A 20,117-nucleotide genomic window follows, 5' to 3' on the forward strand; every position below is an offset into this window, starting at 1 on the left:
GAGTTGCTGAAACTGGCCGGGACGGGCCTTGTCGCCACGGGGCTTTCGGGTTTCGCGGCGCCGGTCGCCTTCGGGCGGATGGCTCCGGCGCCGGCGTGGGCCCGGGGCTTCGACGGCCAGCGTGTCGCCGACCTTGGTGACGGGCGCTTCCTCAATCCGATCATGGCGGGCGACCATCCCGATCCTTCGATCCTGAAGGACGGCGCCGATTATTACATGACCTTTTCAACTTTCGACTCCTATCCGGGACTGGTCATCTGGCATTCGCGCGATTTGGTGAACTGGCGGCCGGTTGGGCCCGCGCTGCACAAGAATATCGGCTCGGTCTGGGCACCCGAACTGGTGAAGCATGAGGGGCGTTACTTCCTCTACATTCCCACGAAAGGCCCGAACACGAGCTGGGTGATCTGGGCCGACCGGATCGAGGGGCCGTGGAGCGATCCGGTCGATCTGCACCTGCCCAGTCATATCGACCCCGGCCATGCCGTCGGCGAGGACGGGTCGCGCTGGCTGTTCCTGTCGGGCGGCGACCGGGTGCGGCTGTCGGACGATGGCCTGAACCGCATCGGCGAACCCGAACATGTCTATGATCCGTGGCGCTACCCCACCGACTGGGCGGTGGAGGGGTTCGCGCCCGAGGGACCAAAGATCACGCGGCGCGGCGATTATTATTACATGATCACCGCGGTCGGCGGCACTGCGGGCCCGCCGACGGGGCATATGGTGATCGCCGCGCGCTCGAAATCGATCCATGGGCCGTGGGAAAATTGCCCCGCGAACCCGCTTGTCCGCACCGTGTCGGCGGCCGAAAAATGGTGGTCGCGCGGTCATGCGACGCTGGTCGAGGGGCCGGCGGGCGACTGGTGGGCGGTCTATCACGGCTATGAAAATGGTTATTGGACCCTCGGGCGACAGGCATTGCTCGACCCAGTCGAATGGACCGATGACGGCTGGCTGCGTATGACCGGTGGCGATTTATCGCAGCCGATCGCCAAGCCAAAAGGCGGCAGTATAATGGGGCCGCACGGAATGGCGTTGTCCGACGATTTTTCATCGCTCGCGCTCGGCGCCAAGTGGAATTTCTTCAAACCCGCGCCCGATGAAAGCCGCCGCGCGCGCGTCGAGGACGGGGCGCTGATGCTGGCGGCGCGCGGCAAGGCGCCGGTCGATTCATCGCCGCTGCTGCTGATTGCTGGCGATCAGGCATATCGCTTCGAATGCGATATCGAGATTGCGCCCGGCGGCACCGCCGGGCTGATCCTTTTCTATGACGAGAAACTCTATTGCGGGCTCGGCTTCGACGGCGACCGCTTCGTCACGCACCAATATGGCATCGAGCGCGCGCGGCCGGTCAACCCGCATGGGACACGGATGCGGATGCGCGTCACCAACGACCGGCATATCGTCACCTATGACACCAGCGGCGACGGCGGAAAGACGTGGGTGCGTTTCGACCGCGGGATGGAAGTGTCGGGATACCACCATAATGTGCGCGGCGGTTTCCTGATGTTGCGCCCCGGCCTCTATTCGGCGGGCGCTGGCGAAGCGCGCTTTCGCAATTTCGTCTTCCGCGCGCTCGATTAAAGCGTCACGCCCGATTTCCAGATTGCGATGTCGCGCTCCTCATTGCGCTCGGCCTTGGTCGGGACGCCCGAAGCGGCGGCGGCGATCAGATCGAGCAGGGCACCGGCCGACTGATCGAAGCCGCTCTCGAGCACTTGCCCCGCGTCGAAGTCGATCCATCCCGCCTTGCGCGCCGCGAGGTCGCTGTTCGATGCGATCTTCAGCGTCGGTGCCGGAAAGCCGAGCGGGGTGCCGCGTCCGGTGGTGAACAGGATGATCGTCGCGCCCGCCGCGGTCAGCGCGGTCGAAGAGACGGCGTCGTTGCCGGGCGCTTCGAGCAGCGTCAGGCCCGGCACGCGCGCTTCGCCACCATAGCGCTGCACATCGACGAGCGGCACCTGCCCGCCCTTCTGCACCGCACCCAGCGATTTTTCCTCCAGCGTGGTGATGCCGCCGGCGATATTGCCGGGCGAGGGGTTCTCGCTCACCGGTTCGCCGTGGCGGATGAAATATTGCTTGAAATCATCGACCAGCGCCACCGTGTCGTCGAACACCGCGCGCGACACCGCGCGGTCCATCAATATCTGTTCGGCGCCGAAGATTTCGGGAATCTCGGTCAGTACCACCTTGCCGCCCGCCCCCGCGACCGCATCGGCCATGCGCCCGACGAGCGGGTTGGCGGTCAGGCCCGAGAGGCCGTCCGAACCGCCGCATTTTACCCCCAGCACCAGCTGCGACAACGGCACGTCGGTCCGTGCCATGCCACCGCAACCCTGGACTAATTCATCGACGAGCGCGAGGCATGCGGCCTCGTCATCCTCGACCGCCTGCGCGGACAGCGTGCGAATATGCGCGCGTCGATCGGCGGGAATCAGGTCGAGCAAAGCGTCAAGCTGGTTGCTCTCGCACCCCAGCCCGACGATCAGCACCCCGCCCGCATTGGGGTGCTGGGCCAGCGCGGCCAGCAAGCCGCGCGTGTGGCCCAAGTCATCGCCAAGCTGCGAGCAGCCGAAGGGATGCTTGAAGGCATGGACGCCGTCGACGCGCCCGGCGTGGCGCTGACCTGCGATCCGCGCAATGCGCGCGGCCAGATTGCCGACGCAGCCGACGGTCGGCAGCACCCAGATTTCGTTGCGCGTCCCGACCCGGCCGTCGGCGCGGACATATCCCCGAAAGCCCGGTGCTTCGGCGGCGGGTACGGCGCGAACCGGCGGCGGCGCATAATGATAATCCTCCTCGCCGCCGAGTGCCGTCGCGAGGTTGTGGCTGTGAACATATTCGCCCGGCGCGATGTCGGCGGTCGCGCGCCCGATCGGAAAGCCATATTTGACGACCGGCGCGCCGCACGCGATCGGCGCAAGCGCGATTTTGTGTCCGCGCGGCACTGTCGCCGCGGCGCGAACCTCCTCATCGGCGAACAGCGGCTCGCCCGCCGCAATGTCGGCAATGGCAGTCGCGACATTGTCGCCGTCAGCGACACGGATCGCGACATTAATCGGATATTCGCTTGCTATTGACACCGGTGTCTCTTACACCGCTTCGCGGAAGAGGGAAATGAGAAAAATGGCGGCAACAGTCGATCAGGAAAATGTGGCGCGCGCATTTATCGACGCGCGTGCGGGAAAGACACCGCTTACCGTCTATCCGGGCGCGATGCCGCAAACGATGGCGGAGGCTTATGCGATCCAGGATCGCGCGATCGCTCTCGACGGGCGGCGCGTCGGCGGGTGGAAGGTCGGGCGAATCGCTCCCGAACTCGTCGATCGCTTTGGCGGCAACCGCCTAACCGGCCCGATTTTCGCCGATGAAATTTTCGATGCCGCGGCTGATCCGGCGATGCCCGTCTATGCCGACGGCTTCGCCGCGGCCGAGGCCGAGGTGCTGCTCTGCCTGGGCGAGGTCGGCGCGCGCGACTATGACATCGACAGCGTGAAGCAGTGCATCGCCGACGTCCGGACGGGCATCGAGATCGCGAGCTCGCCTTTTCCCGACATCAACCGCCATGGCCCCGCGGTGACCGCGTCCGACTATGGTAACAACAAGGGGCTGATCCTCGGCCCGTCGATCCCCGGCTGGCAGGGCGCCGACCTTATCCACATGCCCGTCGAGATGTTCGTCGATGGCGCGCGCGTCGGCGCCGCGACGATGGAGGCGATGCTCGATGGGCCGTTCGGATCGGCGCTGTTCCTGATCGACATATTGCGCGCGCGCGGCATCGCGATTGCGCCCGGCACCTGGGTGTCGGCGGGCGCGATCACCGGTATCCACGAGGTTCGGCCGGGCCAGCGGGCCGAAGCGCTGTTCGACGGAAAAATCCGCGTCGGCTGCACGATCACAAGCTATTAGAAGCCAAACACGGGAGAGCAGGATGGCACAGGCAATCGCAGACACAGGTGCGGCGGTGCCGGTGCCCCGTACGGGTCGCTATCGCTGGATGATCGTCGCGGTGCTGTTCGCCGCGACCACCGTCAACTATATCGACCGCACGATGCTCGGCCTGCTCGCGCCGACGCTAGGCGACGAGCTCGGGTGGAGCGAGAACGACTATGGGAACATCGTCACCGCTTTCCAGGCCGCCTACGCGCTCGGCTTCCTGCTCATGGGCTGGCTGATAGATCGCTTCGGTCCCAAGGTCGGCTATGCGATCGCCATTTCGATCTGGACGATCGGCCATGTCGCGCATGGCTTTGCCTCGTCGGTCGTCTCCTTCATGCTCGCGCGTGTCGTGCTGGGTGTTGGCGAAGCGGGGCATTTCCCGTCGGTCGTTCGCGCATCGAGCGAGTGGTTCCCGCAAAAGGAACGCTCCTATGCGATCGGCTGGGTCAACAGCGCGACGACGATTGGCGTCATCCTGACCGCACCGACAGTCGCGCTGTTCATGCGCGTGCTTGGCTTCGACTGGCGCGAAACCTTTATCTATACCGGCGCCTTCGGCGTCGTCCTGCTGATTCTGTGGCTCTGGCTGTACAGTAATCCGCGCGAGAGCGGTAAGGTCAGTGAGGCCGAACTCGCATGGATCGAGCATGACCCGCCCGAGAAGGTCGAGCGCATCGGCTGGGGAAAGATCGTCACCAAGCGTGAGGCCTGGGCTTTTGCCATCGCGAAATTCCTGACCGATCCCGTCTGGTTCCTGATGCTCTTCTGGCTGCCCAAATATTTCAGCTCGACCTATGACGTCGATCTCAAGATCGTGCTGCTGCCGATGATCGTCATGTATCTGCTGTCCGACGTCGGCAGCATCCTTGGTGGCTGGGCGTCCTCGAAACTTATCCAGACCGGGCACAGCGTCAATTTCGCGCGCAAGGTAACGATGATCGGCGCGGGATTGTGCGTGTTGCCGCTGTTGTTCGTCACGGGTCTGGATAATATGTGGCTCGCAGTGGTGCTCATCGGCATCGCACTGGCGGGGCACCAGGCCTTTTCGTCGACGATTCTGTCGATCCCGCCTGACATGTTCCCGAAACGCGCGGTCGGTTCGGTGATCGGACTCGGCGGCTTCATGGGCGGCGTCGGCGGCATGATCATGGCGAAGTCGACCGGGCTCGTGCTCGATGCGACGGGGGGCAATTACACGCTCATCTTCGCCGCCTGCACCACCGTTTATTTCCTTGCCGTGCTTGCAGTCCATATCCTCAGCCCGCGCCTCGCGCCGGTCGGCGTGGAAGATGCAAAATAGCGCCATGCCGCGTCCGCTGCACTTGTCGCCTGACCGCCTCTTTCCGTCCGACCCGGCGCAGCGCGACATCGCGCGCCGGCTATACAAGGAGGTCGCGGGCCTGCCGATCGTCAGCCCGCACGGGCACACCGATCCGAGCTGGTTTGCGGGCAACGCATCCTTCGGCAATGCGGCCGAGCTGTTGCTCCATCCCGACCATTATGTGTTCCGGATGCTCTATTCGCAGGACATTTCGCTGGACGAACTGGGTATCGGCAATCGCGACGCCGACCCGCGCGAAAGCTGGCGCCTGTTCGCGGAGAATTACCATCTGTTCCGGGGAACCCCGTCGCGGATGTGGATGGACTGGGTGTTTGCCGAAGCCTTCGGGATCGATGTGCAATTTTCGGCCGAGACGTCGGACCTCTATTACGACCGCATCACCGAAGCGCTGGCGACCGACGCCTTTCGCCCGCGCGCGCTGTTCGACCGTTTCGGGATCGAAGTGATCGCGACGACCGAAAGCCCGCTCGACACGCTGGAGCATCACGCCGTGATCCGCGCCGCCAATGCCCGCGGCGAATGGCGCGGGCGCGTCATCACCGCCTATCGTCCCGATCCCGTCGTCGATCCCGAATTCGAGGGCTTCCGCGACAATCTCGCGCGCTTCTCGGAACTGTCGGGCGAAGATGCGTTCAGCTATGCGGGCTATTTTGCCGCGCACCGCAATCGCCGCGCCTTCTTCGCCAGCATGGGGGCGACCTCGACCGATCACGGCCACCCGACCGCGGCGACCGCTGACCTGTCGGACGCCGAGGCCGAGGCCTTGTTCGCGCGCGTCACCGGCGCTGAAGTCAGCGCTGCCGATGCCGAGCTGTTCCGCGCGCATATGCTGACGGTGATGGCGGGGATGAGCCTCGACGACGGCCTCGTCATGCAGATTCACCCCGGCGCGTTCCGCAATCACAATCCCTGGCTGTTCGCCAACTATGGCCGCGACAAGGGCGCCGACATTCCGATGGCGACCGACTATGTCCACGCCCTGCGTCCGCTGCTCGGCAAATATGGCAATGAAGCTGCGCTGACGATCATCCTCTTCACGCTCGACGAGACGAGCTACGCGCGCGAACTGGCGCCGCTTGCGGGCCATTATCCGGCGCTGAAGCTCGGCCCCGCCTGGTGGTTCCACGACAGCCCCGAAGGGATGCGGCGGTTTCGCTCGCAGACGACCGAGACCGCGGGCTTCTACAACACAGTCGGCTTCAACGACGACACGCGCGCTTTCCTGTCGATCCCCGCGCGGCACGATGTCGCACGGCGCATCGACTGCGGCTTTCTGGCGCAGCTTGTTGCCGAACATCGACTTGAGGAATGGGAAGCAGCCGAACTCGCGGCCGACCTCAGCTACAATCTCGCCAAGGCCGCGTACAAGCTGTGAGGCTCGGCCCCGAGACGGTGCTTCCGGCGTCGGTGGAGACGCCGGGCTACGACCGCGGCGCGCAGGCCGCAGGCATCGTCCATATCGGCATCGGCGCGTTCCACCGCGCGCATCAGGCGGTCTATACCGACGACGCGATGAACGCGGGCGACCGCGACTGGGGCATCATCGGCGTGTCTCTGCGTTCGGGCGACGTCGCGGCGCAGTTGAACCCGCAGGGCGGGCTTTACACGGTCAGCAGCCGCAGTGCGGAGGACGGCCAGATTCGCGTCGTGGGGGCGGTTCGAACGGTGCTGGTCGCGACTGACTACCCGCAGGCGGTGATTGACGCCATCGCCGCACCGGCAACGCATATCGTCAGCCTTACCGTGACCGAAAAGGGTTATCTACGCCGCCCTGACGGGTCGCTCGACCTTGATGCGGCGAGAGCGCCGACGAGCCTCTATCATTTCCTCGCCGCGGGCTTTGCCGGGCGCAAGGCGGCGGGGCTCGGCGGGCTGACCTTGCTCAGCTGTGACAATCTGGCGAAAAACGGCGCCGTGCTGCGGCGGCTGATGCAGCAATATCTCGCCGCCGAACACCCCGACCTAGTCGACTGGTTCGACACCGAATGCCGCTGCCCCGCGACGATGATCGACCGCATCGTTCCCGCGACCACCGACGCCGACCGCGCCGCGGTCGAAGCCGCGCTCGGCGCGCGCGACGAGGGCGCCGTCGTCACCGAGGGCTTTAGCCAGTGGGTGATCGAGGATGATTTCGCCGGTCCGCGCCCGTGCTGGGAAGCGGTCGGGGCCGAACTGGTCGCCGATGTCGCGCCTTATGAGACTGCGAAGCTCAGGATGCTCAACGGCGCGCATTCGGCGCTCGCCTATATCGGGCTGGGGCGCGGGCATGAGTTTGTCCATCAGGCGATCGCCGATCCCGACATCCGCCCGGTGATCGAGCGGCTGATGCGCGAAGAAGCCGCGTCGACGATCGACGCCGCGCCTGGGCAGGATCTTGGCGCCTATGCCGATGCCTTGCTCGACCGTTTCGCCAATCCGGCGCTCGACCACCGGCTGATCCAGATCGCGATGGACGGCAGCCAGAAGATCCCGCAGCGCTGGCTGGAAACACTGGCGTGGCATCAGGCGCACGGGGCGCGCTGTCCCTCGCTGGAAGCGGCGATTGCGGCTTGGATTGCCTTTCTGCGGAGCGATCATGCGATCGACGATCCGCTGGCGGACAGGTTGCGCGAAGCGGTGGCGGGCCAGGACGCGGTGGCAAAATTGTTCGGCGAAGGCGGCCTGATCGCGTCGGAATGGCGGCCGCAAGGCTGAGGCCATTTGAGTTCCGTTCGCCCTGAGCTTGTCGAAGGGCCGTCCTTTCTTTGCGACGTCGAAAAGAAGAACGGTGCTTCGACAAGCTCAGCACGAACGGGTTTAGGGAGCGCGCTAACCCGGCACCAGCAACCCCCGACTCTCGCGCACCTCGGCATCCAGCCAGTCGATAAACGCCCTGATCCGCGGCTGCGGGGCGACGTCGCGGTGGAGGGCCAGCCAGAAGGCGCGCGCGATCGTCTGTTCGCCCCGTACGCGGACCAGCGCCGGATCGCCGCTCGCGAGGAAGCAGGGCAGCACGCCGACCCCTGCGCCACCCGCGATCATCCGACGCTGTGCAAGTATGCTCGACGAGCGTACGGTGGCGCGAAGCCCCGGTTCGATCTCGCCCAGATAATCGAGCTCGGGCGCGTAGAGGATGTCGGGAATATAGCCGATCACCGGAATGTCTGCGCGCGACAGCGGCATGGCGGCGACCGCAGCCTGCCAGTCGGGCCGGTCGGCGGGGGCATAGAGGCCGAGGCTATAGTCGGCGAGCTTGCGCGTGATCAGTGGACCCTTGCGCGGCCGCGCGAGCAGCACCGCCATATCGGCCTCGCGCCGCGACGGATTGAGGAAACCCGAGGAGGCAACAAGGTCGATCTCAAGCTCGGGATGCGCCGCGACGAAGCCCCCGAGCCGCGGCGCGATGAAACTGTTGCCGAAGCCTTCGGACACGCTCACGCGCAATTGTCCCGACAGCGCCGACCCGCCTTCGCGCGCGGAATGGATGCGTGCCGCCGCCGCCGCCATCGCTTCGGCGTGCGGGACGAGCGCCCGGCCCGCGGCAGTCAGAACGAAACCCATCGGCGCACGTTCGAACAAGGTCTGCTGGAGCGCCGCTTCGAGCGCGCTGACATGACGGCTCACCGTCGTCGCATCGACATGCAGCGCCGCCGCGGCGCGCGCGAGCGTGCCGTGGCGCGCGACCATCAGGAAATATTGCAGCCTGTCCCAGTCCATATGCTGCGAATATGCAGGATTATGCTGCAAGTCTATCCCTTGCAATCGCGCCCCGATTAGTCTGTTGCAGCGGCAACATCTTTTGGGAGACTCACAGCTATGCGACAGATCGACCATCATATTGCCGGCGGCGGCGTACAGGGTTCGGGCCGCTTCAGCGACGTCCTCGACCCCAATAATGGCGGCGTCCAGGCGCAGGTCGCGCTCGGTGATCGCGCGATCCTCGACCGCGCGGTGGCGGCGGCAAAGGCGGCACAGCCCGCGTGGGCCGCGACCAATCCGCAGCGCCGCGCGCGCGTGATGTTCGAATTCAAGCGCCTCGTCGAAGCCAATATGAACCAGCTCGCCGAAATGCTGTCGGCCGAACATGGCAAGGTGATCGCCGATTCGAAGGGCGACATCCAGCGCGGGCTCGAGGTCATCGAATTCTGCTGCGGCATCCCGCATGTGCTGAAGGGCGAATATACGCAGGGCGCAGGCCCCGGCATCGACGTCTATTCGATGCGCCAGCCGGTCGGCATCGGCGCGGGGATCACGCCGTTCAACTTCCCTGCGATGATCCCGCTGTGGATGGGCGGCGTCGCGACCGCGACGGGCAACGCCTTCATCCTGAAACCCAGCGAGCGCGACCCCTCGGTGCCCGTGCGCCTGTCGGAGCTGTTTCTCGAAGCGGGGATGCCCGAGGGCATCTTCCAGACCGTCCATGGCGACAAGGAAATGGTCGATGCGATCCTCGACCATCCCGACATCGGCGCGGTCAGCTTCGTCGGATCGTCGGACATCGCCCACTATGTCTACAACCGCGGCGTCGCGAACGGCAAGCGCGTGCAGGCGATGGGTGGCGCCAAGAATCATGGCATCGTCATGCCCGACGCCGACCTCGATCAGGTGGTGAACGACCTGACCGGCGCCGCCTTCGGCTCGGCGGGCGAACGCTGCATGGCGCTGCCCGTCGTCGTCCCCGTCGGCGAGGATACTGCCAATCGCCTGCGCGAAAAACTGATCCCGGCGATCGAGGCGCTGCGCGTCGGCGTTTCGACCGATGCTGAGGCGCATTACGGCCCAGTGGTGACGCAGGCGCACAAGGAAAAGGTCGAAGGCTGGATCGCCAAATGCGCCGACGAAGGCGCCGAGCTGGTCGTCGATGGCCGCGGCTTCACCTTGCAGGGACATGAAAAGGGGTTCTTCGTTGGCCCGACGCTGTTCGATCATGTCACGCCCGACATGGAAAGCTACAAGGAAGAAATCTTCGGCCCCGTGCTGCAGATTGTTCGCGCGCCAGATTTCGAAACCGCGCTCGAACTGCCCAGCAAGCACCAATATGGCAACGGCGTCGCCATCTTCACGCGCAACGGTCACGCCGCGCGCGAATTCGCTGCGCGTGTGCAGGTGGGCATGGTCGGCATCAACGTGCCGATCCCCGTACCGGTCGCCTACCACACGTTCGGCGGCTGGAAACGCTCGGCGTTCGGCGACACCAACCAGCACGGCATGGAAGGCGTCAAATTCTGGACCAAGGTGAAAACCATCACCGCGCGCTGGCCCGATGGATCGCCCGATGGCGGCAACGCCTTTGTCATCCCGACCATGGGTTGATCGGCAAACGCCGATGAAACCCATGCGCCGGGTCGGACATTTCTCCCAGCGAAGGAGAAGGACGATGATGCGAAGGATAATGCCGGCGGCGATCCTGATGCTAGCCGCGTGCAGCGGCGGGCAGGATGAGGATAGGGGGCCCGAGGACAGCGCCGCGATCAGCCCGGTGCAAAAGGCCGAGCGCCCGGCGCTCGCCGAACCGTCGGTCGCCGATGCTGATGTCGATGCCGAAGTCTCCGCACCGGACGCGTCCGGGACTCGCAGCGGCGGTGACACGATCCCGGCCGCAATCCGTGGACGCTGGGCGCTGAAAGCCCCCGATTGCACGGCAAAGAAGGGTACCGACCTCACCGCACTAACCATCGATGCCACCGATTTGCGCTTCTACGAATCGCACGGCGAACTCGCACGCGTGCAGGAAAGCGATGCGAACCGCATCGTCGCCGATTACCGCTTCAGCGGCGAAGGCGAGCAATGGGATCGGCGGATAACGCTCACGCTCGTGGACGGCGGCAAGACGCTCGTGCGCCGCGATACGGGCGAGGGTGCCGCTGCGGGCGCGATGCGCTATACGCGCTGCGCCGGATGACCGCATTTTGAAAGGGAGACTCACCATGGACGTTCGCCTGCTGGCTATCGCCGCCGCCCTGCCGCTCGCCGCTTGCATGAGCAGCGAGGCGCCCGCCGAATCGACCCCGCCGCCGCCCGGCGAAATGACGTGCAACGCCGATGCCGCGCAAAGCTACGTCGGCCAGACCGCGACGTCCGATGTCGGCGCCGCGATCCTCAAAGCTACCGGCGCGCGCACGCTCCGCTGGGGTCCGCCGCGTTCGGCGATGACGATGGACTACCGCCAGGACCGCGTGAACATCATGTATGACGACGCGTCGAAAATCACGCAGGTTACCTGTGGCTGACGGCCGGGCGGCATCGGCAATCGATGCTGATTTTCGTCATCATGACGGCAGAGAAGAGATATGACCGACCAGTTCCAGCTTACCGACGACCAGCTTGCCATTCAGGACATGGCGCGCAAATTCACTGCCGATCGCATCACACCCTTCGCGGCAGAGTGGGACGAAAAGAGTCATTATCCCGTCGACGTTTGGAAAGCGGCGGGCGAACTCGGCTTCGGCGCGATTTACGTTGCTGAAGAATCGGGAGGCATCGGGCTCGGACGGTTGGAGGCGGCGCTGATCATGGAGGCGATGGCCTATGGCTGTCCTGCGACCAGCGCCTATGTCTCGATCCACAATATGGCGGCGTGGATGATCGACCGCTTCGGCGGGGCTGCCATCAAGGAACGGTTCCTGCCTGCCCTCGTCAGCATGGAAAAGATCGCGAGCTATTGCCTGACCGAGCCCGGTTCGGGGTCCGACGCTGCGGCGCTCAAGACGACCGCGAAGAAGGACGGCGACCATTATGTGCTCAACGGTACGAAGCAGTTCATCTCCGGCGCGGGTGTCAACGACATCTATGTCTGCATGGTCCGCACCGGCGAGGAGAAGTCGAAGGGCATTTCCTGCCTTGTCGTCGAAAAGGATACGCCGGGACTCAGCTTCGGCGCGCCAGAAAAGAAGCTCGGCTGGAATGCGTCGCCCACCGCGCAGGTGATCTTCGAAGATTGCCGCGTGCCCGTCGAAAATCTGGTCGGCGCGGAGGGCGACGGTTTTCGCTTCGCGATGGCGGGGCTAGACGGCGGGCGGCTCAACATCGGCGCCTGCTCGCTCGGCGGAGCGCAGCGCTGCCTCGACGAGGCGATCGCCTATACCAAGGACCGCCAGCAGTTCGGCCAGCCGATCGCCGATTTCCAGAATACGCAGTTCATGCTCGCCGACATGGCGACCGATCTCGAGGCCGCACGCGCGCTGCTTTACATGGCGGCGGCCAAGGTCACTGCGAATGCGCCCGACAAATCGCGTTTCTCAGCGATGGCGAAACGGCTTGCGACCGACAGTGGCAGCAAGATCGTCAACGACGCGCTCCAGCTGTTCGGCGGCTACGGCTATTTGAAGGATTATCCGATCGAACGTTTCTGGCGCGATCTCCGCGTCCATTCGATCCTTGAGGGCACCAACCAGGTGATGCGGATGATCGTCGGAAGGGATTTGCTGCGCCAATGACGGAAGATGTCCTTGTCAGCGTCGATGGCCGCGTCGGCCGCCTGTCGCTCAACCGCCCCAAGGCGATCCACGCGCTGAACCTCGCCATGTGTCAGGCGATGATCGACGCGCTGCTGAAATGGCGCGCGGACGATGCGGTCGAAGCCGTCATCATCGACCATAGCGAAGGCCGCGGCTTCTGTGCCGGCGGCGACATACGGATGCTCGCGGAAAGCGGGGCGAAGGACGGCGAGGAGGCGCGGACGTTCTTCCACACCGAATATCGCCTCAACCATCTGCTCTTCACCTACCCCAAGCCTGTCGTTGCCTTCATGGATGGCATCACCATGGGCGGCGGGGTGGGCATTTCGCAGCCCGCCAAATATCGCGTCGCGACCGAACACACGCGTTTTGCGATGCCCGAAACCGGGATCGGCCTGTTCCCCGATGTCGGCGGCGGCTGGTATCTGCCGCGGCTCGAGGGGCGCGTCGGGGTGTTCCTCGCGCTGACCGGCGCGCGGCTCGACGGCGCCGAATGCCTCGCGCTCGGCCTCGCGACGCATTATCTGCCCTCGGAAAAGCTCGCCGAAGCGAAGGAACGCGTCGCCGCGCACCCCGACCGCATCGGGGGTATTTTGGGCGAGCTGTCGGTCACCGCGCCGCCCGCCGACATCACCCTGCACATCGACAAGATCAACCGGCTGTTCGCCAGCGACACCTATGAGGAGATTCTCGCGGCGCTGGACGCCGACGGCGGCGACTGGGCGACAAAGCAGCGCGACATGCTCGGCACCAAAAGCCCGCAGACGTGCAAGGTCGCGCTGCGTCAGCTGAAAGAAGGCGGCGAGATGCACGACTTCGCGGCTCAGATGGTTCAGGAATATGCCATCGGCAGCCGCGTCGTTCAGATGCACGACTTCATCGAAGGCGTCCGTGCGCTGATTATCGACAAGGACAACAGCCCGAAATGGGATCCGCCGACGCCGGAGGCGGTGACCGACGACTGGATCGACGCGATATTTGCGCCGCTTCCTGAAAACGAAAAATGGACGCCGCTATGAGCTTTGCCGATCCGGTCGCGCTTTATCACGCGGTAAAACAAAGCTGGTCGGCGGAGACGATATCCGATCCGTTCGACCCTGCGAACCCTTGCCGCAACCAGTGCGCAGTCACCGCGCTTGCCGTACATCATCATTTCGGCGGTGACATCGTGAAGACCGCGACGAAGGGCGGCACGCATTTCTACAACCGGATCGACGGGCGCTACTGGGATCTCGCGGCCGACCAGTTCGACGAGCCCATTCCCTATGACAACCGGCTGACCTCGACCAACGAGGCGCACGAACATGCCACCCCGGCGCAACTCGATGCGCTGCTGCGCAATATCGATGCCAACCGCTGATACAGGACAAGACCATGACCTACGAAACCCTCCTCGTCGAAACGCGCGGCGCCGTCACACTGGTGACGCTCAACCGCCCGCAGGCGCTGAACGCGCTCAATTCGAAGGTGCTGGACGACCTCATCGCCGCCTTCGGGGCGTTTGAAGCCGACGACAGCCAGCGCTGCGCGGTGCTCACCGGATCGGGCGACAAGGCGTTTGCCGCGGGCGCCGATATCAAGGAAATGGCCGACAAGCCCGCCGCTGATTTCTACCTCGAAGATTTTTTCTCGAAATGGACGAGCGATTTCGTGAAGAAGATAAGGAAGCCGTGGATCGCCGCGGTCAACGGCTTCGCGCTCGGCGGCGGCTGTGAGCTCGCAATGATGGCCGATTTCATCATCGCGTCGGACAAGGCGAAGTTTGGCCAGCCCGAAATCAAGCTCGGCGTCGCGCCGGGCATGGGTGGATCGCAGCGGCTGACGCGCGCGATCGGCAAGGCCAAGGCGATGGAGATGTGCCTGACCGGCCGGATGATGGACGCCGAGGAGGCCGAGCGTTCGGGCCTCGTCGCGCGCGTCGTCCAGCACGAAAGCCTCGTCGACGAAGCGGTGAAGACCGCGACGACGATCGCCGCGATGCCGCCGATGGCCGCGATGGTGAACAAGGATATGGTCAACGCCGCATTCGAAACGACGCTCGACCAGGGGCTTATCTACGAACGCCGCCTGTTCCAGATCCTCGCCGCGACCGAGGACAAGGCCGAAGGTATGGCCGCCTTCATCGAAAAGCGCGAAGGCGTGTGGAAGGGGCGGTGAACGTCGTAACGAAGCCGACCGCCTAATAAAACCCTGTGCCCCCGCGCAGGCGGGGGCCCATCACACGCCAGAGCCATTTTGCACCGCCGGATGATGGATCCCCGCCTTCGCGGGGATACTCAATCTTTCCTAGGTTAAGGAGAACAGCATGAAAATCGCCTTTATCGGACTGGGCAATATGGGCGGCGGGATGGCCGCGAACCTCGCGAAGGCGGGGCATGAGGTTCGCGCCTTCGACCTCAGCGAAGAGGCGCTCGCGCGCGCGGTCGAAGCGGGCTGCACTCGCGCCTTGTCCGCCGCCGAAGCCGTGACCGGCGCCGAAGCGGTGGTGACAATGCTCCCTGCGGGTAAGCATGTCGCGGGCGTTTATGAAAATGACGTCTTTCCGAACGCTGCGCCCGGCACGCTGCTCCTCGACTGCTCGACGATCGACGTCGCGACCGCGCGCGCCAATATCGAAGCCGCGACCGCGAAGGGTCTCGTTGCGGTCGACGCGCCCGTGTCGGGCGGCATCGCTGCGGCCAATGCGGGAACGCTGACCTTCATGGTCGGCGGCACCGCTGAAGGCTTTGCGCGCGCCGAACCGATCCTCGCCAAAATGGGCAAGGCGGTGATCCACGCGGGCGATGCGGGCGCGGGGCAGGCGGCGAAGATCTGCAACAATATGCTGCTCGGCGCGTCGATGGTCGCGACGTGCGAGACGCTGGCGCTCGCCCAGAAACTCGGGCTCGATCCGCAAAAATTCTTCGACATCGCCAGCGTGTCCTCGGGGCAATGCTGGTCGCTCACCAGCTACGCGCCGCTACCCGGCGTCGGACCAACGACGCCTGCCGACAATGATTATAAGGGCGGGTTCGCCGCGGCGCTGATGCTCAAGGATCTTCGCCTCGCCATGGAGGCCGCCGCGAGCGTCGATGCGGACGTGCCGATGGGCAGCAAGGCGCGCGAGCTTTATGAAGCATTTGTCGAGGCGGACAAAGACGGCCGCGACTTTTCGGCAATCATCCGCACGCTTCAGGGTTGATTGGTCTCGACTTGGCGCGTCCACCGGGGTTAAGGCCGCGCGCGAATCAAGAAAAGACAGGACTTCTCCCATGCGTATCGACCTCATCCCGGCGGGCGACAGCCCGCCCGACAGCCTCAACGTCCTGATCGAAGTGCCGATCGGCGGCGAGCCGGTGAAATATGAGTTCGACAAGGCGTCGGGCGCGCTGTTCGTCGACCGTTTCCTGCACACGCCGATGCGCTACCCCGCCAATTACGGCTTTATCCCGCACACGCTCGGCGACGATGGCGACCCGTTGGACGCGTTGGTTGTCGCGCGCTCGCCGATCGTCGCGGGGGCGGTGGTCAAATGCCGTCCGATCGGTGTACTGATGATGGAGGATGATGCCGGCGGCGACGAGAAGCTGCTCTGCGTGCCGGTCAACAAGACCTTCCCCTATTACAAGGATGTCGCAAGCTACACCGACATGCCGCCGATCGTGCTGCAACAGATCGAGCATTTCTTCACCCATTACAAGGATCTGGAGCCCGGCAAATGGGCGAAGCTCAACGGGTGGGGCGATGTCGACGAGGCCAAGCGCATCATCGTCGAATGCGTCGAACGCGCGAAAAAGGCAGGATTTTAATCGGCGACGTCAAACGGGCGCCCGGCCGGAATGGCCTCCCGCCCCGGCGACACATGGACATCGGCCCGCGGATAGGGGATGCGGATCGCCGCCGCCTGAAACTTGTCCCATATCCCAAGGAAAACCTCGCCCTGAATATTGCCCAGCCCTGCCTCGGGATCTGAAATCCAGTATCGCAGTTCGTGCTCGACGGCACGTTCGCCGAAGGCGGTGATCCAGACGGCGGGTTCCGGGCTCGCAAGGATACGCGGATTTTCGCTGGCGGTTTCGATGATCAGCCTTTGCGCGAGGCGCAGGTCGCATTCATAGGGAACGGGGATGCGCATCCGCACGCGCACTTCGCGGCTTGAATAGCTCCAGTTTTCGACAGGCTGCGTCATCAGCAGCTCATTGGGAATCAGGTGCTTCTTGCCGTCGCGGGTGATGACGTTGACGGCCCGCACGCCGATCTTCGCCACCCGGCCGACATTGGGAATGCCGCCGGGCAGCGACGAGCCGCCCATCACGCTTCCGTCGCCGACGACGATCACGTCGCCCGGCTGGATCGACCGGTCCATCAGCAGAATGATGCCCGCGATCAGGTTGCCGACCGTCTTTTGCAGCCCGAACCCGATCGCCAGACCCGCGGCGCCCGAAAAGACGGTCAGCGCGGTCAGGTCGATCCCCAGCAGATCGATGCCGAACAACATGGCGAGCGTGAACAGCGCGATCGCGATCAGTTTTTCGGTGAGCAGACGCTGCGCATCGTCGATCTGGCGGTTGCGCCGCAGCAGCCATTTGATCGCGCGCATCGCGATCCGCACTGCGATGTACAGCAGAACAGCAACGACGATCGCGGAGAAGATGCCGTAAAGCGACAGGCGATAGGAGCCGACGTCGAGCCCGATGGCCTTCATCGTCGCCACGGCGCTCTCGAAACCGCCGCGCAGCGTGGCGTCGACGCTCATGCCGCCATCGCGGCGAAACCGCGCTCCAGATCGGCGATCAGGTCGGCGGGATCTTCGAGCCCGATCGACACGCGGACGAGCGGGTCGGGGTCGCTCCAGCGTGTCGCGGTGCGAAGGCTTGCCGGGTCGGCGGGTACGATCAGGCTTTCATAGCCGCCCCAGCTGAAGCCGATGCCGAAATGCGAGAGTGAATCAACGAAACGCGTCCGCGCGCCCTCGTCGGCGCCCTTCAGCGTGAAGCCGAAGAGCCCGCTGGTGCCCGCAAAATCGCGCGACCAGATCGCATGGCCCGGATCGCCCGCCAGCGCAGGGTGGAGCACGCGGCCGACCTCGGCGCGTCCAGCGAGCCACTTCGCGACCGCCAGCCCGTTTTCGCCATGCCGCTGCATCCGCACGTCGAGCGTGCGCAGCCCGCGCAGCATCAGCGCGCAGTCGTCGGGCGAAACCGACTGGCCCAGCTGATAGGCGGCACTGCGCAGCTTCGGCCACACGGCGCGCGTCGCGGTGAGCGAGCCCATCATCGCGTCGCTGTGCCCGCCGACATATTTGGTAAGGCTCATCATCGCGACATCGACGCCGTGCGCTAGCGCGGGGAACAGCAGCGGCGTCGCCCAGGTATTGTCGATCATCGTCAGCACACCGCGCGCGCGCGCGACGCGGGTGATCGCGGGCACATCCTGCACTTCGAAGGTCAGGCTTCCCGGCGATTCGAGGAAGATCAGCCGCGTCTCGGGTCGGATCAGCTCGGCAATGCCTGCACCCACGAGCGGATCATAATAGGTCGTCGTCACGCCCAGCCGCGCGAGCATGCCGTCGCAAAAGGCGCGCGTCGGCTCATAGGCGCTGTCGACCATCAGCAGATGATCGCCCGGCGACAACAGCGCGAGCAGCCCCGCCGAATTGGCCGCGACCCCCGAAGGATAGAGCAACGTCCCTTCGGCCCCCGGCTCCATCGCGGTCAGCGCGTCGGCGAGCGCCCACACCGTCGGCGTTCCGCGGCGCCCGTAATACAGCTTGTCGTGCGTTGCGTGGCCGCGCGCCTTCAGGTCGGCGATGCTGTCGTAAAGGATGGTCGAAGCGCGCCAGACGGGCGGGTTGACAACGCCCCCGCCCAGCCGCGGATCGCCCGTCCATTCGGGCCGCCGCCCGCCCTGCACCATCCGTGTCGCGGGGCGGAGGCTGTCATCGTCATTCTTGCTCATCCCCGCCTTGTTAGCGAAGCGCTAGGTAAAATCCAGTGGCGCACCGGCAAAGCCGACCAGCAACCCTGCCGCCGAACAGATCGCGAGCACCGGCACGATCCCCATCCTGAAGCGAAAGAGCAGCAACGCCGCGAGCAGCGCAAGCGCCAGCGCGCGAAGGTCGATACTGGCGAGCACCGGCAGTTCCATGCCCCAACCGCTATGGACAAGATCGCGGAACAGCACATGCAGCGCGAACCACAGCGACAGGTTGGCGATGACGCCGACGACCGCCGCCGTGACAGCCGCAAGCGCCCCCTTCAGCCCTGCCGCCCGCTCGAGCCGGTCGATCCACGGCGCAAAGGTGAAAATCCAGAGGAAACAGGGCGCAAAGGTGACCCAAAGCGTCAGTCCCGCCCCGAGCAAGGCCGCGACAAATGGCGTGAAGGGTGCCGCATCGCGATAGGCGGCCAGAAAGCCGACGAATTGCGTGACCAGGATCAGCGGTCCCGGCGTCGTCTCCGCGAGCCCCAGCCCGTCGGCCATCTCGCCGGGCCGCAGCCAGCCAAAGCCGCTCACCGCCTCCTGCGCCATGTAGGCGAGCACGGCATAGGCGCCGCCGAAGGTTACCACCGCAAGCTGCGAGAAAAAGACGCCAATGTCCCAGAGCACATGGCCGCGTCCCAGAGTGACAAGGATCAGCAGCATGGGCGCAGCCCAGATCGCACCCCAGCCGAGCACTGCCGCAACGCTTTGCCGCCACGCCGAGCGCAGAGGCGCGATCGGTGCGGCGGCGGCGGGGGCCAGCTTGAGCCAGCCCGGCCGCCAGCGCGCCGCCGCCCAGCCGATCAGCAGCGCGGCAAGAATGACGAGCGGGAAGGGCAAGGTCAGGATAGCGATGGCGACGAAGGAGGCGACCGCGATGCCGCGCTGCAGCGGGGTTGTGAGCGCACGCCCGGCGATGCGCAGCAACGCCTGCACGACGATCGCGAGCACTGCCGCCTTGATCCCGACGAAGAGCGCGGCGAACCAGCCCAGACCCGCAGCGAGAACATAGAGAATCGACAGGGCGAGCATCACGGCGGCGCCTGGCAAGACGAACAGCAATCCCGCCGCGAGGCCACCTTTCAATCCGTGCAGCCGCCAGCCGATCCAGGTCGCGAGCTGCTGCGCTTCGGGGCCCGGCAGTAGGTGACAGAAATTGAGCGCGTGCAGGAACGTCGCTTCGTCGATCCAGCGGCGTTCGTCGACGAACTCGCGGTGCATCAGGGCAATCTGCCCTGCGGGACCGCCGAAACTCAAAAACCCGACGCGTGCATAGGCGCGCACTGCTTCAGCAAAACCGGGCACTATGGAATTTGGCAAATCGGTCATCGTCACGCTTCTCCAGCCGGCAAAGCCGAGTGAAAAAGCAACGCTTGGGCGGATGCCTGACCGGGAGGTTGCCTTGCCCCGATGCCGCGAGATTAGCGCGGAGCCGGGGC

19 protein-coding genes are annotated in these 20,117 nt (G+C 65.1%); 14 read left to right on the forward strand and 5 right to left on the reverse strand.

The features are described 5' to 3' along the window. Nucleotides 1–78: 78 nt before the first annotated feature. Complete coding sequence (locus tag VSX77_RS08180; RefSeq protein ID WP_338427239.1) at nucleotides 79–1,584, forward strand: family 43 glycosylhydrolase; 1,506 nt, start codon at nucleotides 79–81, stop codon at nucleotides 1,582–1,584. Here VSX77_RS08180 and VSX77_RS08185 read toward each other — a convergent pair. Next, on the reverse strand, nucleotides 1,581–3,083 hold the full coding sequence (locus tag VSX77_RS08185; protein WP_338427146.1) for a UxaA family hydrolase: 1,503 nt from the start codon (nucleotides 3,081–3,083) through the stop codon (nucleotides 1,581–1,583). The genes VSX77_RS08180 and VSX77_RS08185 overlap by 4 nt on opposite strands. A gap of 43 nt (nucleotides 3,084–3,126) precedes the next feature. Between VSX77_RS08185 and VSX77_RS08190 the strand changes: the two genes are divergently transcribed. Genes VSX77_RS08190 through VSX77_RS08205 form a run of 4 tightly spaced genes read left to right on the forward strand, consistent with a single transcriptional unit; the run spans nucleotide 3,127 to nucleotide 7,975 of the window. Further along, complete coding sequence (locus VSX77_RS08190) at nucleotides 3,127–3,909, forward strand: 2-keto-4-pentenoate hydratase (RefSeq protein ID WP_338427147.1); 783 nt, start codon at nucleotides 3,127–3,129, stop codon at nucleotides 3,907–3,909. Nucleotides 3,910–3,931: 22 nt separating this feature from the next. Next, nucleotides 3,932–5,239, forward strand: coding sequence for an MFS transporter (locus tag VSX77_RS08195; protein ID WP_338427148.1), 1,308 nt, complete (start codon nucleotides 3,932–3,934; stop codon nucleotides 5,237–5,239). A gap of 4 nt (nucleotides 5,240–5,243) precedes the next feature. Beyond that, entirely contained in the window at nucleotides 5,244–6,656 is a 1,413-nt protein-coding gene (gene uxaC / locus VSX77_RS08200; RefSeq protein WP_338427240.1) for a glucuronate isomerase, read from the forward strand. Continuing rightward, complete coding sequence (locus tag VSX77_RS08205; RefSeq protein ID WP_338427149.1) at nucleotides 6,653–7,975, forward strand: mannitol dehydrogenase family protein; 1,323 nt, start codon at nucleotides 6,653–6,655, stop codon at nucleotides 7,973–7,975. Before uxaC ends, VSX77_RS08205 begins: the two co-directional genes overlap by 4 nt. A gap of 114 nt (nucleotides 7,976–8,089) precedes the next feature. Here VSX77_RS08205 and VSX77_RS08210 read toward each other — a convergent pair whose 3' ends face one another. After that, nucleotides 8,090–8,977: a LysR family transcriptional regulator gene (locus VSX77_RS08210; protein ID WP_338427241.1), complete on the reverse strand. Its 888-nt coding sequence runs from the start codon at nucleotides 8,975–8,977 to the stop codon at nucleotides 8,090–8,092. Nucleotides 8,978–9,076: 99 nt separating this feature from the next. Here VSX77_RS08210 and VSX77_RS08215 point away from each other — a divergent pair, with 99 nt between their 5' ends. From VSX77_RS08215 to ppa, 9 genes are all read left to right on the forward strand, one after another. Further along, nucleotides 9,077–10,573: a CoA-acylating methylmalonate-semialdehyde dehydrogenase gene (locus VSX77_RS08215; RefSeq protein WP_338427150.1), complete on the forward strand. Its 1,497-nt coding sequence runs from the start codon at nucleotides 9,077–9,079 to the stop codon at nucleotides 10,571–10,573. 64 nt (nucleotides 10,574–10,637) lie between these two features. Then, entirely contained in the window at nucleotides 10,638–11,162 is a 525-nt protein-coding gene (locus VSX77_RS08220; protein WP_338427151.1) for a hypothetical protein, read from the forward strand. Between the two features lie 25 nt (nucleotides 11,163–11,187). Next, nucleotides 11,188–11,490, forward strand: a complete 303-nt coding sequence (locus VSX77_RS08225; protein WP_338427152.1) for an I78 family peptidase inhibitor — start codon at nucleotides 11,188–11,190, stop codon at nucleotides 11,488–11,490. A 60-nt stretch (nucleotides 11,491–11,550) separates the two neighbouring features. Then, complete coding sequence (locus VSX77_RS08230) at nucleotides 11,551–12,696, forward strand: acyl-CoA dehydrogenase family protein (RefSeq protein WP_338427153.1); 1,146 nt, start codon at nucleotides 11,551–11,553, stop codon at nucleotides 12,694–12,696. Next, nucleotides 12,693–13,736, forward strand: coding sequence for an enoyl-CoA hydratase/isomerase family protein (locus tag VSX77_RS08235; protein WP_338427154.1), 1,044 nt, complete (start codon nucleotides 12,693–12,695; stop codon nucleotides 13,734–13,736). Before VSX77_RS08230 ends, VSX77_RS08235 begins: the two co-directional genes overlap by 4 nt. Continuing rightward, complete coding sequence (locus VSX77_RS08240; protein WP_338427155.1) at nucleotides 13,733–14,077, forward strand: YunG family protein; 345 nt, start codon at nucleotides 13,733–13,735, stop codon at nucleotides 14,075–14,077. Before VSX77_RS08235 ends, VSX77_RS08240 begins: the two co-directional genes overlap by 4 nt. Before the next feature lie 14 nt (nucleotides 14,078–14,091). Next, the gene (locus VSX77_RS08245; RefSeq protein ID WP_338427156.1) at nucleotides 14,092–14,874 is read left to right on the forward strand and encodes an enoyl-CoA hydratase-related protein; all 783 of its coding nucleotides are present in this window, start codon (nucleotides 14,092–14,094) and stop codon (nucleotides 14,872–14,874) included. Between the two features lie 148 nt (nucleotides 14,875–15,022). After that, entirely contained in the window at nucleotides 15,023–15,898 is an 876-nt protein-coding gene (gene mmsB / locus VSX77_RS08250; protein ID WP_338427157.1) for a 3-hydroxyisobutyrate dehydrogenase, read from the forward strand. A gap of 70 nt (nucleotides 15,899–15,968) precedes the next feature. After that, nucleotides 15,969–16,505, forward strand: coding sequence for an inorganic diphosphatase (gene ppa / locus VSX77_RS08255; protein ID WP_338427158.1), 537 nt, complete (start codon nucleotides 15,969–15,971; stop codon nucleotides 16,503–16,505). Here ppa and VSX77_RS08260 read toward each other — a convergent pair. Genes VSX77_RS08260 through chrA form a run of 3 tightly spaced genes read right to left on the reverse strand, consistent with a single transcriptional unit; the run spans nucleotide 16,502 to nucleotide 20,007 of the window. Continuing rightward, nucleotides 16,502–17,452, reverse strand: a complete 951-nt coding sequence (locus VSX77_RS08260; RefSeq protein WP_338427159.1) for a mechanosensitive ion channel family protein — start codon at nucleotides 17,450–17,452, stop codon at nucleotides 16,502–16,504. The genes ppa and VSX77_RS08260 overlap by 4 nt on opposite strands. Then, the gene (gene metC / locus VSX77_RS08265; RefSeq protein WP_338427160.1) at nucleotides 17,449–18,654 is read right to left on the reverse strand and encodes a cystathionine beta-lyase; all 1,206 of its coding nucleotides are present in this window, start codon (nucleotides 18,652–18,654) and stop codon (nucleotides 17,449–17,451) included. Before metC ends, VSX77_RS08260 begins: the two co-directional genes overlap by 4 nt. 21 nt (nucleotides 18,655–18,675) lie before the next feature. After that, complete coding sequence (gene chrA / locus VSX77_RS08270) at nucleotides 18,676–20,007, reverse strand: chromate efflux transporter (protein WP_338427161.1); 1,332 nt, start codon at nucleotides 20,005–20,007, stop codon at nucleotides 18,676–18,678. Nucleotides 20,008–20,117 lie beyond the last annotated feature (110 nt).

The sequence above is a fragment of the Sphingopyxis sp. TUF1 genome (assembly GCF_036687315.1).
GTDB classification, from domain to species: domain Bacteria; phylum Pseudomonadota; class Alphaproteobacteria; order Sphingomonadales; family Sphingomonadaceae; genus Sphingopyxis; species Sphingopyxis kveilinensis.

Coding starts and splice junctions, on each gene's coding strand:
- VSX77_RS08180 (WP_338427239.1), top strand. CDS start 79: ATGGCTCCGGCGCCGGCGTGGGCCCGGGGCTTCGACGGCCAGCGTGTC.
- VSX77_RS08190 (WP_338427147.1), top strand. CDS start 3,127: ATGGCGGCAACAGTCGATCAGGAAAATGTGGCGCGCGCATTTATCGAC.
- VSX77_RS08195 (WP_338427148.1), top strand. CDS start 3,932: ATGGCACAGGCAATCGCAGACACAGGTGCGGCGGTGCCGGTGCCCCGT.
- uxaC (WP_338427240.1), top strand. CDS start 5,244: ATGCCGCGTCCGCTGCACTTGTCGCCTGACCGCCTCTTTCCGTCCGAC.
- VSX77_RS08210 (WP_338427241.1), bottom strand. CDS start 8,977: ATGGACTGGGACAGGCTGCAATATTTCCTGATGGTCGCGCGCCACGGC.
- VSX77_RS08215 (WP_338427150.1), top strand. CDS start 9,077: ATGCGACAGATCGACCATCATATTGCCGGCGGCGGCGTACAGGGTTCG.
- VSX77_RS08220 (WP_338427151.1), top strand. CDS start 10,638: ATGATGCGAAGGATAATGCCGGCGGCGATCCTGATGCTAGCCGCGTGC.
- VSX77_RS08225 (WP_338427152.1), top strand. CDS start 11,188: ATGGACGTTCGCCTGCTGGCTATCGCCGCCGCCCTGCCGCTCGCCGCT.
- VSX77_RS08230 (WP_338427153.1), top strand. CDS start 11,551: ATGACCGACCAGTTCCAGCTTACCGACGACCAGCTTGCCATTCAGGAC.
- VSX77_RS08235 (WP_338427154.1), top strand. CDS start 12,693: ATGACGGAAGATGTCCTTGTCAGCGTCGATGGCCGCGTCGGCCGCCTG.
- VSX77_RS08240 (WP_338427155.1), top strand. CDS start 13,733: ATGAGCTTTGCCGATCCGGTCGCGCTTTATCACGCGGTAAAACAAAGC.
- VSX77_RS08245 (WP_338427156.1), top strand. CDS start 14,092: ATGACCTACGAAACCCTCCTCGTCGAAACGCGCGGCGCCGTCACACTG.
- mmsB (WP_338427157.1), top strand. CDS start 15,023: ATGAAAATCGCCTTTATCGGACTGGGCAATATGGGCGGCGGGATGGCC.
- ppa (WP_338427158.1), top strand. CDS start 15,969: ATGCGTATCGACCTCATCCCGGCGGGCGACAGCCCGCCCGACAGCCTC.
- VSX77_RS08260 (WP_338427159.1), bottom strand. CDS start 17,452: ATGAGCGTCGACGCCACGCTGCGCGGCGGTTTCGAGAGCGCCGTGGCG.
- metC (WP_338427160.1), bottom strand. CDS start 18,654: ATGAGCAAGAATGACGATGACAGCCTCCGCCCCGCGACACGGATGGTG.
- chrA (WP_338427161.1), bottom strand. CDS start 20,007: ATGACCGATTTGCCAAATTCCATAGTGCCCGGTTTTGCTGAAGCAGTG.